This window comes from Micromonospora sediminimaris, assembly GCF_016863575.1.
GTDB lineage: Bacteria > Actinomycetota > Actinomycetes > Mycobacteriales > Micromonosporaceae > Micromonospora > Micromonospora sediminimaris.
The window spans coordinates 116245-132173 of record NZ_BOPD01000015.1 but is presented as its reverse complement, the minus strand read 5'-3'; the positions used below and the strand labels follow the sequence as shown (position 1 = coordinate 132173).

Below are 15929 nucleotides of genomic sequence, written 5' to 3'. Positions count from 1 at the left end.
CGAGCAGTTTCAGGGATGTTGCTGCCTCGAAGCGAGTCGAGCCAGCAGCATCCCCGATGTTGCTGCCTCACGTGCCCGGCGGGCGGCACGCGTGGTCAGGCGGGCGGCGCGGGTCAGGGGGCGGTGCGGACCAGGTCTACGAAGTAGGCGTGCAGGCGGGGATCGCCGGTGAGTTCCGGGTGGAAGGAGGTGGCCAGCAGGTTGTGCTGGCGTACGGCGACGATCCGGCCGGCGGCCGGTCCGTCGGCCACCGTGCCGAGCACCTCCACGCCCTCGCCGACCCGCTCGACCCAGGGCGCGCGGATGAAGACCGCGTGCAGCGGCCCACCCGGTACGCCGGTGATCTCCACCGGCGCCTCGAAGGAGTCGACCTGCCGACCGAACGCGTTGCGGCGGACGGTCATCGCGATGCCGTCGAAGCCGCGCTGATCCGGCCGGCCGTCGAGCACCTCGGTGGCCAACATGATCATCCCGGCGCAGGAGCCGTAGACCGGCATGCCGGCGGCGATCCGCTTGTCGATCGGGTCGCGCAGCTCGAAGATGTCGACCAGCTTGCTGATCGTGGTGGACTCCCCGCCCGGGATGACCAGGCCGTCGACCGCGTCCAGTTCCGCCGGTCGGCGTACCGGACGGGCCTGCGCGCCCGCCGCGGTCAGCGCCGTGACGTGTTCGCGGACGTCGCCCTGGAGGGCGAGCACACCGATCACGGGTGCCGCCACGTCACCAGCCGCGTTCGGCGAGGCGGTGCGGCTGCGGGATGTCGTCGACGTTGATGCCGACCATCGCCTCGCCGAGGCCACGGGACACCTTGGCCAGCACGTCCGGGTCGTCGTGGAAGGTGGTCGCCTTGACGATCGCGGCGGCCCGCTGGGCCGGGTTGCCGGACTTGAAGATGCCGGAGCCGACGAAGACCCCCTCGGCGCCGAGCTGCATCATCATCGCCGCGTCGGCCGGGGTGGCGATGCCACCGGCGGTGAAGAGCACCACCGGCAGCTTGCCGGTCTCGGCGATCTCCTTGACCAGCTCGTACGGCGCCTGCAACTCCTTCGCCGCGACGAACAGCTCGTCGGCCGGCAGGGACGTCAGGCGGCGGATCTCCTGGCGGATCTTCCGCATGTGGGTGGTGGCGTTGGAGACGTCGCCGGTGCCGGCCTCGCCCTTGGAGCGGATCATCGCGGCCCCCTCGGTGATCCGACGCAGCGCCTCGCCAAGGTTTGTCGCGCCGCAGACGAACGGCACGGTGAACGCCCACTTGTCGATGTGGTTGGCGTAGTCAGCCGGGGTGAGCACCTCGGACTCGTCGACGTAGTCGACCCCGAGGGACTGGAGGATCTGCGCCTCGACGAAGTGGCCGATGCGGGCCTTGGCCATCACCGGGATGGAGACCGCGTTGATGATGCCGTCGATCATGTCGGGGTCGCTCATCCGGGACACCCCACCCTGGGCACGGATGTCCGCGGGTACCCGCTCCAGCGCCATCACCGCGACCGCGCCGGCGTCCTCGGCGATCTTGGCCTGCTCGGGGGTGACCACATCCATGATCACACCACCCTTGAGCATCTCGGCCATGCCGCGCTTCACGCGCGCGGTGCCGACGACCGGGGTGGCGGTGTTCGGGGAAGTCGTCTCGGACACGTCGTCGCTCCTCAGGCGTCCTCGGGAGGTGGCAGCGCAGATGCTACGCCCGGGCCAACGCCACTCCGACAGCCAATCAGCCCCGTGGTGGCCTGCTGTGTGTCCGCCGTCACCCTGGGGCACCCCGGCCGGCTGGGCGGAGCGGTTCAGCGGCTGGGCACGTCGGCGGCGGGGAGGGTGAGGGTCGGATCGTCGATGTCGAAGTAGCGCGGCCAGGTGTGCCGGCGTCCCATCCGTAACAGCCGCACCAGCGGCCGGCTGCGCGCCGACCGGGCGTCACGGACCAGGTCGGTGTGCACCTGGCGGGCCAGGGCGAGCCGCCGGCTGGCGGCGATCACCGCCTCACAGTCGGCGTCGGTGGGATCGAGTTGCACCGACCGCAGCTGCCGGGTCAGGTCGTTCTCGGCCGCCTCCCGCTCCTCCGGCTGGGCGTCGAGGGCGATGCGCGCCGCCGCGTACAACTCGACGCCGTAGCGGCGCTCAGCCAGCACCGCCGCGGCGGCGGCCCGACGCAGCAGGTGGGCGTCGAGGGCGCGGGCGGCGAGCTGGGCGCGGTCCTGGAGCCGCTCGACCCGGCCGGCGGTCCAGATCAGGTACACCGCGACCAGGGCGACGACCACCGTCGCGCCCACCACCCACCACATGCCCGGCATCGTAGTGCTGCTCCCGTCCCTGCCGATCAGGTCAACTCCACCCACTCCTGGTCGATCACCCGCCCGTCGGTGGCCTCGATCGCCGCTGCGTATACCTCCAGAACCCGGCGGGCAACCACGGGCCAGTCGAAATTCGCCACCACCTGGTCACCGCAGGCGGTCAGCTCCGCCCGCTGAGCCGGGTCGTCGAGCAGCTGCGACAGCGTCGCACGCAGGGTCACCGCGTCGCCGGTCGGGAACAGCCGGCCGGCCCGGCCGCCGTCGAGCACCCGGCGGAAGGCGTCCAGGTCGCTGGCCACGACCGTGGTGCCGGCCGCGAGCGCCTCGGTGAGGATCATGCCGAACGACTCGCCGCCGGTGTTCGGCGCGACGTAGAGGTGCGCACTGCGCAGCATCCGCGCCTTCTCCTCCTCGGAGACCAGGCCGAGGAAGGTGACCCGGTCCCGCAGGTCAGCCGGAAACCGGGCGAACAGGTCGTCCGGGTCGCCGGGACCGGCGACCAGCAGGCGCAGGCCGGGACGCTGCCGGGCCAGCTCGACGAAGGCGTCGCGCAGGATCGGGAACCCCTTGCGTGACTCGGTGAAGCGGCCGAGGAAGCCGAGCGTGCCGCCGGTGCCCGGCCCGCACTCCCCCGGCCAGCCGGGCAGCGGCTCGATCCCGGCGAACTTGGCAACCGCCACCCCGTTGGGGATCTCCACCGCCCCGCCGTCCAGGTGCTCGACCTGCACTTTGCGGGCCAGGGCGCTCACCGCGATCCGCGCGGTGATCCGCTCCAGCACGATCTGAAGCACCCCCTGGGCGGCGGCGAGCATCCGGGAGCGGGTCATCGCGGTGTGGAAGGTGGCCACCACCGGCCCCCGGGCGGAGAGCACGGCGAGCATGGACAGGCTCAGCGCGAGCGGCTCGTGCACGTGCAGCACGTCGAAGTCGCCCCGGGTGATCCAGCGGCGTACCCGGGCGGTCGAGACCGGGCCGAACGCGATCCGGGCCACCGAGCCGTTGTACGGCAGCGGCACCGACCTGCCGGCCGACACCACGTACGGCGGCAGCGGCGAGTCCTCGTCCGCCGGGGCGAGGACGCTCACCTCGTGCCCGAGCCCGATCAGCGCCTCCGCCAGGTCCATGACATGGTTCTGCACCCCGCCGGGTACGTCGAAGGAGTACGGGCAGACGATGCCGATCCGCATTGCGCCCGTCCCCTCAGTCCAGCCACATCCGTTGCAGCATGTGCCAGTCTTCCGGATGCCGGGCGATGCCCGCCGCGAGACCGTCGGCGATCAGCTGGGTCAGCGACCGGACCCGCACGTCGAGGGTGCCCGCCTCGGGCCCCGGCACCGGCAGCGGGCCCACCAGCGAGGCGCACGCCGCATCCGGTTCGTACCACATCGACGCCACATACAGCGGCGCGCCGGTGCGCAGCGCGAGCAACGCCGGACCGGCCGGCATCCGGGTCCGGCCGCCGAAGAAGTCCACCTCCACGCCCCGGGCGGAGAGATCCCGGTCGGCCAGCAGCGGCACCACCGCCCCGGCGGCCAACCGGTCGGTCAGCACGTCAAGCGGCGGCCGGACGCCGCCGGTGGTGGGCAGGATCTCCATCCCCAGCCGTTCCCGGAACGCGGTGAACCGCTGGTAGACGCCCTCCGGCTTGAGTCGTTCCATGACGGTGGACAACGGCCACCCGTTCGCCACCACCCACGCGCCGGCCATGTCCCAGTTGCCGGCGTGTGGCAGCGCCACCACCGCGCCGCGTCCGGCGGCCACGTCGGCGGCGAGCAGCTCGGTGCCGTCCAGTCGGAATCCGGCGAGAATCTGGTCGCGGCTCAGCGACGGCAGCCGGAACGCCTCCATCCAGTACCGGGCGTACGAGCGCAGGCCCCGGCGGACCAGGTCGTCGAGTTCGGCCTCGGGCAGCTCCGCTCCGACCACCCGGCGCAGGTTGGCGCGCAACCGGGTGGCACCGGCCCCCCGGCGGCGGTGGGCCCGGTCGGCCCCGGCGTTGAACGCGGCGGCGGCGACCGGTCGAGGTAGCGCGCGGACCAGCCGCCAGCCGGCGAGGAAGCCGAGTTCGGTGAGGTTCACCCGGTGCTCCGTCCGGCTGTGCCGCTCACCCCTGGCCGCCCGGCACGTCGACCTGCTGGGCCTGCCGGTAGACGTGCCGCATCCGCTGGCCGACGGTGAACAGGGACACCGCCGCGAGCAGCCAGAGCGCGATCGGCAGCGCCACCGCCAGGCCGAGCCCGGCGAGCAGGCCGCCGACACCGACGATCAGCAGTCGCTCCGTACGCTCGGCGATGCCCACGTTGCAGGTCATCCCGAGCCCTTCGGCGCGGGCCTTGACGTACGACACGAGCCCGCCCGCGGCCAGGCAGATCAGCGCGGCGGCCACGCCCGCGTGGTTGCCCTCGGTGGCCAGGTAGAAGGCGACCGCGCCGAACACCGCGCTGTCGGCGACCCGGTCCATGCTGGAGTCGAGGAAGGCTCCGAACCGGGTCGACCCGCCGCTCATCCGGGCCATCGTCCCGTCGAGCAGGTCGGTGAGCGCGAAGACCGTCACGATCAGCGCACCGGCGACCAGATGGCCGCGGGCACCGAGGCCGAGCGCGCCGACGAGCACGCCCAGGGTGCCCGCGACGGTGACCGCGTTGGGAGTTACGCCCGCGCGCAGCAGGCTGCGGGCGATCGGCTCGACGACGCGGGTCATCCCCGCGCGGGCCGACACTTGGAAGATCTTCGCCATGGCGGTCCCACGATAACGGTCGGCCCTCGACCGGCGACACCGCCCGTCTGACCAGCCACGCCCAGCCGGCGCGGCGGCCCGCCCGGAGAGGGTTGTGTCGGCCCCTCATCGGGTGTGAGATCGAGCCAGAAGGTGACCCGGCTCACCCCGCCGCCTGTTGACTGCCCGGTTCCCAGCGAATCACCGGAGGATATCGCCGCAGCACCCCGCCCGGGCCATCCCCGTCGCGTGCGGCGGTCGCCACCCACCACCACCGGCTGAGGGAGGTGCGCCCGATGGCGCAGAGGAGTCAGGACAAGGGAGCCGCCGGCGTACCGGCGGTGACCGACCCCGCCAGGATCCGCAACGTGGTGCTCGTCGGGCATTCCGGGGCGGGCAAGACGACGCTTGTCGAGGCGCTGCTCGCGGCGTCCGGGACGATCCCGCGAGCCGGCTCGGTCACCGACGGCACCACCGTCTGCGATCACGATCCGGCGGCCGTACGCCAACAGCGTTCGGTCGCCCTGGCCTGCGCGCCGCTGGTGCACGACGGGATCAAGGTGAACCTGCTGGACACGCCGGGCTATGCCGACTTCGTCGGTGAGCTGCGCGCCGGGCTGCGGGCCGCCGACGCCGCGCTCTTCGTGGTCTCCGCCGTCGACGGGATGGACGCGGCCACCGCGGCGCTGTGGGAGGAGTGTGCGGCGGTGGACATGCCCCGGGCGGTCGCGGTGGCCCGACTGGACCATCCGCGCGCCGACTTCGACGAGGCGGTGGCGCTGTGCCAGCGGGTCTTCGGCGACAACGTGCTCCCGCTCTACCTGCCGATGCTCGGTGACGACGGCGAATCCACGGTCGGCCTGCTGGGGCTGATCACGCGGCGGGTCTTCGACTACACGGGCGGGCTGCCGTCACAGGTACGCGAACCCGACCCGGAGCACCTGCCGGCCATCGTCGAGTCCCGCAACGAGCTGATCGAGGGGATCATCGCCGAGAGCGAGGACGAGACCCTGATGGACCGGTACCTCGAAGGTGAGGAGATCGACGCCGGCATCCTGGTGGAGGACCTGGAGAAGGCGGTCGCCCGCGGCCACTTCTATCCGGTGGTGCCGGTCTGCGCGGCGACCGGGGTCGGCCTGGACGCGTTGCTGGAGGTGCTCACCGCCGGTTTTCCCGCCCCGCCGGAGCACGCGCTGCCCGCGGTCACCGGGGTGGACGGCGGCCCACGGCCGCCGCTGACCTGCGACCCGGACGGTCCGCTGGTGGCCGAGGTGGTCCGGACCACCATCGACCGGCATGTCGGGCGGGTCTGCGTGGTCCGGGTCTTCTCCGGCACGCTGCGCCCCGAGCAGACCGTGCACGTGTCCGGGCACGGTCTGGCCGAGCGCGGGCACCCCGACCACGACGCCGACGAGCGGATCGCCCATCTCTACAGCCCGCTCGGCGCCACCCTCCGGGAGGTCGGCGTGGCGGTGGCCGGTGACATCTGCGCGATCACCAAGTCCGGCAGCGCCGAGACCGGCGACACCATCTCCGCCAAGGACAATCCGCTGCTGATCGCGCCGTGGGAGATGCCGGAGCCGTTGCTGCCGGTGGCGATCGTGGCGAAGTCCCGATCCGACGAGGACGCCCTGGCCCGCAACCTCGGCCGGCTGGTGGCCGGCGACCCGACGATGCGGCTGGAGCGCAACCCGGAGACCCACCAACTGGTGCTGTGGTGCATGGGCGAGGCGCACGCCGACGTGGTCCTCGACCGGCTGCGCGCCGGCGGGGTGGAGTTGGACACCGAGCCGGTGCGGGTGGCGCTGCGGGAGACGCTGACCGTGCCGGCCCGGGGCCACGGCCGGCACGTCAAGCAGTCCGGCGGCCATGGTCAGTACGCCGTCTGCGACATCGAGGTTGAGCCGCTGCCGCGCGGTGGCGGCTTCGAGTTCGTCGACCGGGTGGTCGGCGGCGCGGTGCCGCACAACTACATCCCCTCGGTGGAGAAGGGCGTCCGCGCCCAGATGGAACGCGGCCTGGTCGCCGGCCACCCGGTGATGGACCTGCGGGTCACCCTGGTCGACGGCAAGGCGCACAGCGTGGACTCCTCCGACGCGGCGTTCCAGACCGCCGGGGCGCTGGCCCTGCGTGACGCCGCCGACCGGGGGCAGCCGGCGCTGCTGGAGCCGGTCGACGAGGTGACGGTACGGGTGCCAGACGTCAACGTGGGCGCGGTGATGGGCGACCTGTCCGGGCGACGCGGCCGGGTGCTCGGCACCGAACCGGACCCGGCCACGGAGGGCCGCACCCTGGTACGCGCCGAGGTGCCCGCCACGGAGTTGCTGCGCTACGCCGTGGAGTTGCGGGCGATGACCTCCGGCGCCGGCACCTTCCGGCGCCACTTCGTCCGCTACGACCCGATGCCCGTCCACCTGGCCGACCAGATCCGCAAGGAGCACACCTGACCCGGACGGTGTCCGGTCGGGCCCGAGGCGACTCCGGTCAGGGACGGGCGGTGGGAAGCATGGGGCTGGGCCAGTAGGGGCGGTCGGCCTCCCGTAGCGCGGCGGCCCGCACGGCGGCGAGCTGCCGTTCCACCTCGGCGAAGTGGTCGGGGGCGAGCGGGCCGAGAGCGAGCGCGGCGGCGTTCTCCTCGACCTGGGCGACGGTACGGCAGCCGGGGATCGGGATGGCCCGGTCGCTGCGCGCCCAGATCCAGCCCAGCGCCCCCTGGGCCAGGGTGCGTCCGTCGGCGGTCAACGTGGCCCGGACCGCGTGCACCCGGCGCAGCCACTCCGGCGCCGGCCGCCCGCCCCGGAACCACTCCAGCCAACCCGAGGTCATCCCCCGCACGTCGTCGCGGGGCAGCACCGACTCGGGGCGGTACTTGCCGGTGAGCAGCCCCATGCCGAGCGGGCCACGGTTGATGCTGGCCAGGTCGTACTTCTCGCAGACGGCGAGCAGGTCGGGTGCGTCCCGCAGCACCGACAGGCTGTGCTGCACGGCGGCGGCGTGCGGGGCATCGTGCCCGAAGGCCGCCGCCCGGTCGACCCGGTCGGTGCTCCAGCCGTACGCGCGGACCAGACCGTCGGCCACCAGGTCCTCCAACGCGCCGATCAGCTCGTGAGCCTGTGGCATGGGCAGGTCGGCCAGGTGCAGCTGGTAGAGGTCGATCCGGTCGGTACCGAGGCGGCGCAGCGAGTCGCACACGGCCCGCCGCAGGTACGCCGGTGAGGCGTCGGGACCGATGGCCTGCCGGGTCCGCTCGTCGAACGTGTATCCCCACTTGGTGGCGATCACCGCCTCGTCACGGCGGCCGGCCAGGGCCCGTCCGAGGACCCGTTCGCCGTGTCCCGCGCCGTAGCTGTCGGCGGTGTCGAAGAGGGTCACCCCGAGGTCGACCGCGCGCCGGATCGCCCGCACCGACTCCTCGTCGTCGACGGCGCCCCAGCCCAGCGGCATGCGCCCCTCGGCCCACGGGCCGGCGATCGCCCAGCAGCCCATGCCCAGGGCGCTGACCTCGATGCCGCTGCGGCCCAACGTCCGCGTCGACTCCACCACCGGCGCATCGTGCCATCTTTCGGACAGACGTTGACGAAGATCCAGCACGATCATCCGTACGGGTCCGGTGTGCGTACGGATCACCCGGCTGGAGGCGGGATCCGGGCCGTTTCGTCCACTCCCGCGCCACGCCGCGAGCGACCTGCGGATGGCCCCGGGAAGCCGCTGTCCGACGTATCCCCTTCGCTCTGCTTACTGATACGCATCGACTTCACTGCGTAACCTCCGCGTGGGTTGAAGCAGAGCAAAGGGCGCGAACCAAGGGCTGCCACCGCCGGGGCGACACGGCGCGAAACACGAGCGGGAGACGGCGCGGCGCCGGAACGGCGAGGGTGGCGCGGCGCGGACGGGAGGTGGGCTGTGGTCAGGAGGGCCAGGCGCGGGCGAGCAGGTCGCGGGTGTCGCCCAGCAGCTGCGGCAGGACCTTGGTACGCCCGATCACCGGCATGAAGTTGGCGTCACCACCCCACCGGGGCACCACGTGCTGGTGCAGGTGGGCGGCGATGCCGGCACCGGCCACCCCGCCCTGGTTCATGCCCAGGTTGAAACCGTGGGCGCTGCTCACCTTGCGGATGACCCGCATGGCGGCCTGGGTGAACGACGCCAGCTCGGCGGTCTCCGGCCCGTCCAGGTCGGTGTAGTCGGCCACGTGCCGGTACGGGCAGACCAGCAGATGCCCCGGGTTGTACGGGTACAGGTTGAGCACCACGAAGACGTGCCCGCCACGCGCCACCACGAGGCTCTCCTCCGGGGGCCGGGCCGGGGCCAGGCAGAACGGGCACCCGGAGGGTCGCTCGTAGCCACCCTCGGGCCGGTCCTCGCCGGAGATGTACGTCATCCGGTGGGGCGTCCAGAGCCGGTCCAGCCCGTCGGCCATGTCCCTGTCGGTGTGCTCCTCCGCCCCAGTCACACCGGCGATCCTACGGCCCCGCCCGGCCGTCACATCTCGGCGGAGGGGCCCGTGTTGCTCCGGGAGGTGACCACGTCCAGGACGTGGCTGACCGCCTCGGCCAGTGGCACCCCGTTGCGCTGGGAGCCGTCCCGGTAGCGGAAGGAGACGGTGCCGGCGGCCACGTCGTCGTCGCCGGCGATCACCATGAAGGGGATCTTCTGCTGCTGCGCCGTACGGATCTTCTTCTGCATCCGCTCGTCACCGGCGTCGACCTGGGCCCGGATGCCCTCGGCGCGCAGCGCGGCGACGAAGCCGTGCAGATAGTCGGCGTGGTCGTCGCGGATCGGGATGCCGACCACCTGCACCGGGGCCAGCCAGGCCGGGAACGCCCCCGCGTAGTGCTCGGTGAGCACGCCGAAGAACCGCTCGATCGAACCGAAGAGCGCCCGGTGGATCATGACGGGCCGCTGCCGGGTGCCGTCGGCGGCCTGGTACTCCAGGCCGAACCGCTCCGGCTGGTTGAAGTCGACCTGGATGGTGGACATCTGCCAGGTCCGGCCGATGGCGTCCTTGGCCTGCACAGAGATCTTGGGACCGTAGAACGCGGCGCCACCCGGATCCGGCACCAGTTCCAGGCCGGAGGTCTCGGCGGCGGTGCGCAGCGCCTCGGTGGCCTCGGCCCAGTCCGCGTCCGAGCCGATGAACTTCGGCGAGTCGTCGCGGGTGGACAGCTCCAGGTAGAAGTCGTCCAGGCCGTAGTCACGCAGCAGGTCCAGCACGAACGACAGCAGGGTGGTCAGCTCGCCGGGCATCTGCTCCCGGGTGCAGTAGATGTGCGAGTCGTCCTGGGTCAGCCCGCGTACCCGGGTGAGGCCGTGCACCACACCCGACTTCTCGTAGCGGTAGACGGTGCCGAACTCGAACAGCCGCAGCGGCAGTTCGCGGTAGGACCGTCCGCGCGACCGGAAGATCAGGTTGTGCATCGGGCAGTTCATCGCCTTGAGGTAGTACTCCGCCCCCTCCAACTGCATGGGCGGGAACATCGTGTCGGCGTAGTACGGCAGGTGGCCCGAGGTCTGGAAGAGCTGCGCCTTGGTGATGTGCGGGCTGTTGACGAACTCGTACCCCGCCTCCTCGTGCCGGCGACGCGAGTAGTCCTCCAGTTCCCGGCGGATGATGCCGCCCTTGGGGTGGAAGACCGCGAGGCCCGAGCCGATCTCGTCGGGGAAGCTGAACAGGTCGAGGTCCGCGCCGAGCTTGCGGTGGTCGCGGCGGGCGGCCTCCTCCAGCAGCTTCAGGTACGCCTTCAACCCGTCGCGGGTCGGCCACGCGGTGCCGTACACCCGCTGCAACTGCGGGTTCTTCTCCGACCCACGCCAGTACGCGGCGGCCGAGCGCATCAGCTTGAACGCGCCGATCAGCCGGGTGTTGGGCAGGTGCGGCCCCCGGCACAGATCCGACCAGCAGACCTTGTCCTCGTCGGCGGCGAGGTTGTCGTAGATGGTCAGCTCGCCGCCGCCGACCTCCATCACCTCGGAGGAATCCAGTCCTTCGCCCTTGACGTCGATCAGCTCCAGCTTGAACGGCTCGGCCGCCAGCTCGGTCTTCGCCTCGTCCAGGCTGTCGAAGCGGCGACGCCGGAACCGCTGCCCCGACTTGATGATCTCCTGCATCCGCTTTTCCAGCTTGGCCAGGTCGTCGGGCTGGAACGGCTTGTCCACCGCGAAGTCGTAGTAGAAGCCGTTGTCGATCGGCGGGCCGATGCCGAGCTTCGCCTCGGGGAAGATGTCCTGCACCGCCTGGGCCAGCACGTGGGCCGTGGAGTGGCGCAGCACGTTCAGCCCGTCCGGGGAGTCCAGCGCGACCGGCTCGACGGTCGTCTCCTCGGCCGGTCGCCAGTCCAGGTCGCGCAGCACGCCGTGCGGGTCGCGGACCACCACGATCGCCCGGGGGCCGTTGGTGGGCAGCCCGGCCGCGGCCACCGCGTCGGCCGCCGTGGTCCCGGCGGCGACGACGACGGGGTCGGCCACGGCGGGGGTACGGGGTGCGGACACGGATGACTCCTCGCAGCAGACGTGACGGATGGTGCCGATGCCGGCGCACTGATGCTATCGGGCGCCCCGGGCGTCGCCGTCGTCGACACCGACAGCAGACGATTGCCGGCACCGTTGAACCTTTCCGGCCCGGGATCCGAACTACCAGGTGTGGCCGGAGCCGGTTCCGGCCGCGTGGACACGGATGGGAACCCAGATGGCGATGACGCACGGCCGCAGCCGTCGACGCCGGGGCGTGCTGGTGGCCGCCCTGGCCACGGCCGTGGTGCTGCTCTGGCCCGCCACGGCGTGGGCCGACGGGGTGACGTTCACCCCGGCCGAGGCTCAGCAGGGCAACGCGGTGAAACTCGAATTCGTGGTGCCCGACGAACGGCCCGGTGTCCGGACCGAACAGATCGAAATCAAGATCCCCGAGAACCCGCCGATCGCCGAGGTGTACCCGCTGTCGGTCGAGGGCTGGGCACCGACGATCACCACCCGGAAGCTGGACCGGCCGGTGTCCGGCATGCACGGCCCGGCCACCGACGTGGTGACCGCCTCGCTGATCTGGTCGCGGGCGAAGGACCAGGCGGGCGAGGGGCCGGCCCGGCTGGTGTTCTCGATGGCCCCGCTGCCGCAGACCGAACGGCTGACCTTCGAGCTGGTGCAGACGTACGCCGACGGCCTCCAGGTGCGCTGGGGCGGCGGCCCCGGCCAACGGCCGTTGCCGGCGCTGACGCTGCTGCCGGGCGATCCGGCCTACCCGGGTGCGCACGGTGGGCACGGTGCGGCCCCCGGCGGCGCAGCGCCCGCCGAGGCTCCGCCCACCACCACCGCCACCTCCGACGGTGGTCCGAACGCCAACAGCCTGCTCGCCGCCGGGCTGGTCGCCGGCCTCGGCGGCGGCGCGGTGGTGGGTTGGCTGATCAGCCGCCGACGGCGCGCGACGACCGAGGAGATCGACCGTTCGGTGCTCGACGAGGAGCGGCCCGGCGAGCAGCCGGCAGCCAACGCCGAGGCGGACGACTCCGGTGCGGCGGGAACGCCCACGGGTGCCGGTTCCGAGACGGTCGAGGCGGGCGCCCGGCGGTGAACGGCGGGCGCGGCACGTCCGGGTCAGCCGACCCAGTCGGGTAGCGGCTCCCGGGCGGCCAGCCAGTCGGCGGGCACCCCGCCGTCGGTGGCGACCCCGGTGTACGCGGCGACGATCCCCCCGGCGATGGCGGCGGTGGTGTCCACGTCACCACCCGCCTCGACGCAGGCGCGTACCGCGGCCGGGTAGTCGTCCAGGTGGGTGGCGGCGACCCAGCAGGTGAAGGCGACGGTGTCCGGCGCGGTGACGCGGGACCCGTTGCCGAGCGTGTCCACCGCCTCCGGCAGCGGACGGCCGAGCAGCCCCGCCGCCCGGCGTACCCCCCGGTGCACCTCGGTCGCCGGGTCGACCGCGGCGGCGACGCTGGCGAGCAGGCGCTCCGGGTCCGGCCGGTCGCCCTCCAGCCGGGCCCGGGCGGCTCGGGCGGCGGCCACCGCCACCGCCACGGCACCGGCGATCCCCTCCGGGTGGGCGTGGGTCACCTCGGCCGATGCCTGTGCCTGCGCGACCACCCGGCTGGTCGAGTCGGCGAAGTACGCACCCAACGGGGCGACCCGCATCGCCGCCCCGTTGCCGCAGGAGCCCTGCCCGTCGAACGCGGACGCGGCAGCGACCGGCCACGGGGTGCCGGTCCGGATCAGGCGCAGGATGCGCACCGCTCCGGGGCCGTAGCCGCGGTAGGGCTCGCAGCGTCCGGCGAAGTCGAGGGCCAGGCTGTCCCGGTCGATCCGGCCGGCCGCGGCCAACTGGGCCAGCACCGAGCAGGCCATCTCGGTGTCGTCGGTCCACTGCCAGGGCGGTGGCGGGAGCCGGTCGGCGGCCAGGTCGGCGGGGTGCCGGCCGGGTACGAAGAACTGGGAGCCGAGGGCGTCGCCGACGGACAGGCCGGCGAGGCTGTCCCGGGCCAGGGCCAGGCGGGTGTCCGGATAGAGGGTGAACGTCATTGTCGCACCAGCTTGGCGGGTACCCGGGGTGGGCCGCAATGACGCCACACTTGCCGCCCCGAGTACCGTGCTTGGGTGGCCACCGTCCTCCTGGTCGAAGACGATCACGTCGTACGCGGCGCGATGCTTCGCTCCCTCACCGACCGGGGTCACGCCGTACACGCGGTGGGCACCGCCCTGGACGCGCTGCGCCGGGTTGCCGCCGAGACACCGGACCTGGTGGTGCTCGACCTCGGCCTGCCGGATCTGGACGGCTCGGACGCGTTGCGGATGCTCCGGGGCATCACCGACGTGCCGATCATCATCGCCACCGCCCGCGACGACGAGCAGTCCGTGGTCAAGCTGCTCCGGGCCGGCGCGGACGACTACATGATCAAGCCGTTCACCGGCGCGCACCTGGACGCCCGAATCACCACCGTGCTGCGCCGCGCGGGCCGGGCCAGCCGCTCCGCCCAGCCGGCCGTGCACAGCGTCGGCGGGCTGAAGGTGGACGTCGGCGAGCGCAGCGCCCACCTCGACGGTGCGGCGCTGGCGCTGACCCGCAAGGAATTCGACCTGCTGGCGTATCTCGCCGCCCGCCCTGGCCGGGTAGTGTCCCGGCGGGAACTCTTGGAGGAGGTATGGCGGCAGCCATCGGTCGGCGAGGATCAGACCATCGACGTTCACCTGTACTGGCTACGGCGCAAAATGGGCGAGTCCGCGGCGAAGCCGCGCTACCTGCGCACCGTGCGGGGGGTGGGCTTCCGGCTGGTGGCGCCGGACTGAGAAGGGCGCTGGCCCTCTGGACGGCCGGTGTGGGCACTCTGCTGGCGCTGGCTTTCCTCGTGCCGCTCGGGCTGACCCTCGGCGGGCAGGCACGCGAGGAAGCGATCGCCGACGCGGCCCGGCGCAGCGCGCTGGTGACCGGGGCCCTGGCGATCAGCACCGACGCGAAGGTGGTCACCCGGGCGATCGAGGCCAGCGGCGGCGACCCGGCCACCCGGCCCGTCGTGCACGGGCTCGACGTGGACTCCTCCGCCGGACGGGCCGACGCGGCGCACCTGGCGCAGGCCCGGGAGCAGGGCCGATCGTTGGTCGTCGACGTCGACGGCGGGGTGTTGCGGCTGGATCCGGTGGTGCTTGGCGAGCAGACCGCCGTGGTGGAGGTCTTCGTCCCGGATGCCGCGCTCGACGCCGGTGGCGGCCGGTGGTTGCTGCTGGCCGGGGTGGCCGTCGCGTTGGTGGGTGCCGCGATGCTGGTGGTGGACCGGCTCGCCGCCCGGGCGGCCGACGCGAGCCGGGCCCTGGTCAAGGCGTCGCTCGCCATCGGCGACGGCGACCTGGGGGTACGCGTGGAGCCGCATGGCCCGCGCGAGCTGGTCCAGGCCGGCCACGCGTTCAACCGGATGGCGGAACGGTTGGTGGCGGCGCGCACCGAGGAGCGGGAACTGGTGGCGGACCTGTCCCACCGGCTGCGTACCCCGTTGACCGTGCTGCGGCTGGACGCCGAGGCGCTGGAGTCCGACGACACGAGTGTCGGCTCGTTCAGTCAGGCAGAGTTGGACTACCGGCGCGGCATCCGACGCATCCGGCAGGCGATCGTCACCCTGGAGGGTGAGATCGACGTACTGATCAAGACCACCCGTAAGGCGGTGGCGACCGAGGCCGCGCCACCGGCGATGTGCGACGTGAGCGAGGTCGTCCGGGACCGGATGGTGTTCTGGGCCGCCCTCGCCGGTGACCAGAACCGTCCGCACCGGGTCTCCGGCGCCCAGTTGCGTATTCCCGCGCCGGTCCCCCGCGCCGAGCTGGCTGCCGCCCTGGACGCCGTGATCGGCAACGTGTTCCGCTACACCCCACAGGGCACCGCGTTCGAGGTGGCGGTGTCGCGCCGCGACGGATACGTGGCCATCCGGATCGACGATGCCGGTCCCGGTATCGCCAACCCGGACCGGGCGCTGCGACGCGGCGCCAGCGACCAGGGCTCCACCGGGTTGGGGCTGGACATCGCCAAGCGGGTGGCGTTGCAGGCCAACGGCTCGGTCAGCATCGACCGGGCCCACCTGGGCGGGGCGAGTGTGGTGATGCTGCTGGCCGACCCGGAGGCTACGCCGCGCCAGGTCAGCCGGTTCGGCCTGGTGGGCCGGATGGCGCGGGAGAGTCGGGACCAGAAGGCCCGTGGACGCCGCTGGCCCCGGCAGCGCCCGACGGACGGCTGACCGTCAGGCGCTCCGGGTAGGGAGCCGATCGCCTCGGGCTGTGCGACGGCACAAGTCTTTCTTAGATCCGAATTAACCAGGTTCCGCCCGACCGGTCCGGCTGACAGGATCGCTGCGAACCGAGCAGTTCCACCGGCCTATCGCTCCCAGCGCATTCGGCCGGTGGAGCCGTGCGCGCGGCGGGAGACACGGTCCCCCCACACCTCCTCCCGCCGCGCGCCA

Annotated in this window: 14 protein-coding genes; 4 read left to right on the top strand and 10 right to left on the bottom strand. The window is 72.8% G+C overall.

All coding sequences use genetic code 11. The annotated features are described in order from the left end of the window. Positions 1 to 113: 113 nt before the first annotated feature. The 6 genes from pdxT to pgsA form a co-directional block, all read right to left on the bottom strand. Entirely contained in the window at positions 114 to 719 is a 606-nt protein-coding gene (gene pdxT / locus Vse01_RS13640) for a pyridoxal 5'-phosphate synthase glutaminase subunit PdxT (protein WP_093404519.1), read from the bottom strand. 1 nt (position 720) lies between these two features. Beyond that, positions 721 to 1635 carry a pyridoxal 5'-phosphate synthase lyase subunit PdxS gene (pdxS, locus tag Vse01_RS13635; RefSeq protein ID WP_093404522.1) on the bottom strand — a complete coding sequence of 305 codons (915 nt, stop codon included), beginning with the start codon at positions 1633 to 1635 and terminating at the stop codon, positions 721 to 723. A 146-nt stretch (positions 1636 to 1781) separates the two neighbouring features. Continuing rightward, complete coding sequence (locus Vse01_RS13630; RefSeq protein ID WP_093404525.1) at positions 1782 to 2288, bottom strand: hypothetical protein; 507 nt, start codon at positions 2286 to 2288, stop codon at positions 1782 to 1784. Positions 2289 to 2314: 26 nt separating this feature from the next. Beyond that, entirely contained in the window at positions 2315 to 3475 is a 1161-nt protein-coding gene (locus Vse01_RS13625) for a glycosyltransferase family 4 protein (RefSeq protein WP_093404528.1), read from the bottom strand. A gap of 13 nt (positions 3476 to 3488) precedes the next feature. Further along, positions 3489 to 4367: a phosphatidylinositol mannoside acyltransferase gene (locus Vse01_RS13620; RefSeq protein ID WP_093404531.1), complete on the bottom strand. Its 879-nt coding sequence runs from the start codon at positions 4365 to 4367 to the stop codon at positions 3489 to 3491. A 25-nt stretch (positions 4368 to 4392) separates the two neighbouring features. After that, positions 4393 to 5025 (bottom strand): phosphatidylinositol phosphate synthase, encoded by a 633-nt coding sequence (pgsA, locus tag Vse01_RS13615; protein WP_093404533.1) that lies wholly within the window; start codon positions 5023 to 5025, stop codon positions 4393 to 4395. A 275-nt stretch (positions 5026 to 5300) separates the two neighbouring features. Between pgsA and Vse01_RS13610 the strand changes: the two genes are divergently transcribed. Further along, complete coding sequence (locus tag Vse01_RS13610; protein ID WP_093404536.1) at positions 5301 to 7451, top strand: elongation factor G-like protein EF-G2; 2151 nt, start codon at positions 5301 to 5303, stop codon at positions 7449 to 7451. Between the two features lie 37 nt (positions 7452 to 7488). Here Vse01_RS13610 and Vse01_RS13605 read toward each other — a convergent pair whose 3' ends face one another. The 3 genes from Vse01_RS13605 to thrS form a co-directional block, all read right to left on the bottom strand. Further along, complete coding sequence (locus Vse01_RS13605) at positions 7489 to 8490, bottom strand: aldo/keto reductase (protein WP_373870674.1); 1002 nt, start codon at positions 8488 to 8490, stop codon at positions 7489 to 7491. 421 nt (positions 8491 to 8911) lie between these two features. Beyond that, positions 8912 to 9424: an HIT family protein gene (locus Vse01_RS13600; RefSeq protein ID WP_170863440.1), complete on the bottom strand. Its 513-nt coding sequence runs from the start codon at positions 9422 to 9424 to the stop codon at positions 8912 to 8914. A 62-nt stretch (positions 9425 to 9486) separates the two neighbouring features. Beyond that, a complete protein-coding gene (thrS, locus tag Vse01_RS13595; protein ID WP_093404541.1) occupies positions 9487 to 11493 on the bottom strand; it encodes a threonine--tRNA ligase in 2007 nt (668 codons plus the stop codon). A 196-nt stretch (positions 11494 to 11689) separates the two neighbouring features. Here thrS and Vse01_RS13590 point away from each other — a divergent pair, with 196 nt between their 5' ends. Next, positions 11690 to 12565 (top strand): DUF1775 domain-containing protein, encoded by an 876-nt coding sequence (locus Vse01_RS13590; RefSeq protein ID WP_170863430.1) that lies wholly within the window; start codon positions 11690 to 11692, stop codon positions 12563 to 12565. Between the two features lie 23 nt (positions 12566 to 12588). Here Vse01_RS13590 and Vse01_RS13585 read toward each other — a convergent pair whose 3' ends face one another. After that, on the bottom strand, positions 12589 to 13509 hold the full coding sequence (locus Vse01_RS13585) for an ADP-ribosylglycohydrolase family protein (RefSeq protein WP_093404546.1): 921 nt from the start codon (positions 13507 to 13509) through the stop codon (positions 12589 to 12591). 75 nt (positions 13510 to 13584) lie between these two features. On the opposite strand from Vse01_RS13585, the gene Vse01_RS13580 reads away from it, so the two are divergent. Together Vse01_RS13580 and Vse01_RS13575 are read left to right on the top strand one after the other, a co-directional pair. Then, positions 13585 to 14274 (top strand): response regulator transcription factor, encoded by a 690-nt coding sequence (locus Vse01_RS13580; RefSeq protein WP_093404550.1) that lies wholly within the window; start codon positions 13585 to 13587, stop codon positions 14272 to 14274. A 29-nt stretch (positions 14275 to 14303) separates the two neighbouring features. Beyond that, positions 14304 to 15707 (top strand): HAMP domain-containing sensor histidine kinase, encoded by a 1404-nt coding sequence (locus Vse01_RS13575; protein ID WP_170863431.1) that lies wholly within the window; start codon positions 14304 to 14306, stop codon positions 15705 to 15707. Positions 15708 to 15929: the final 222 nt, after the last annotated feature.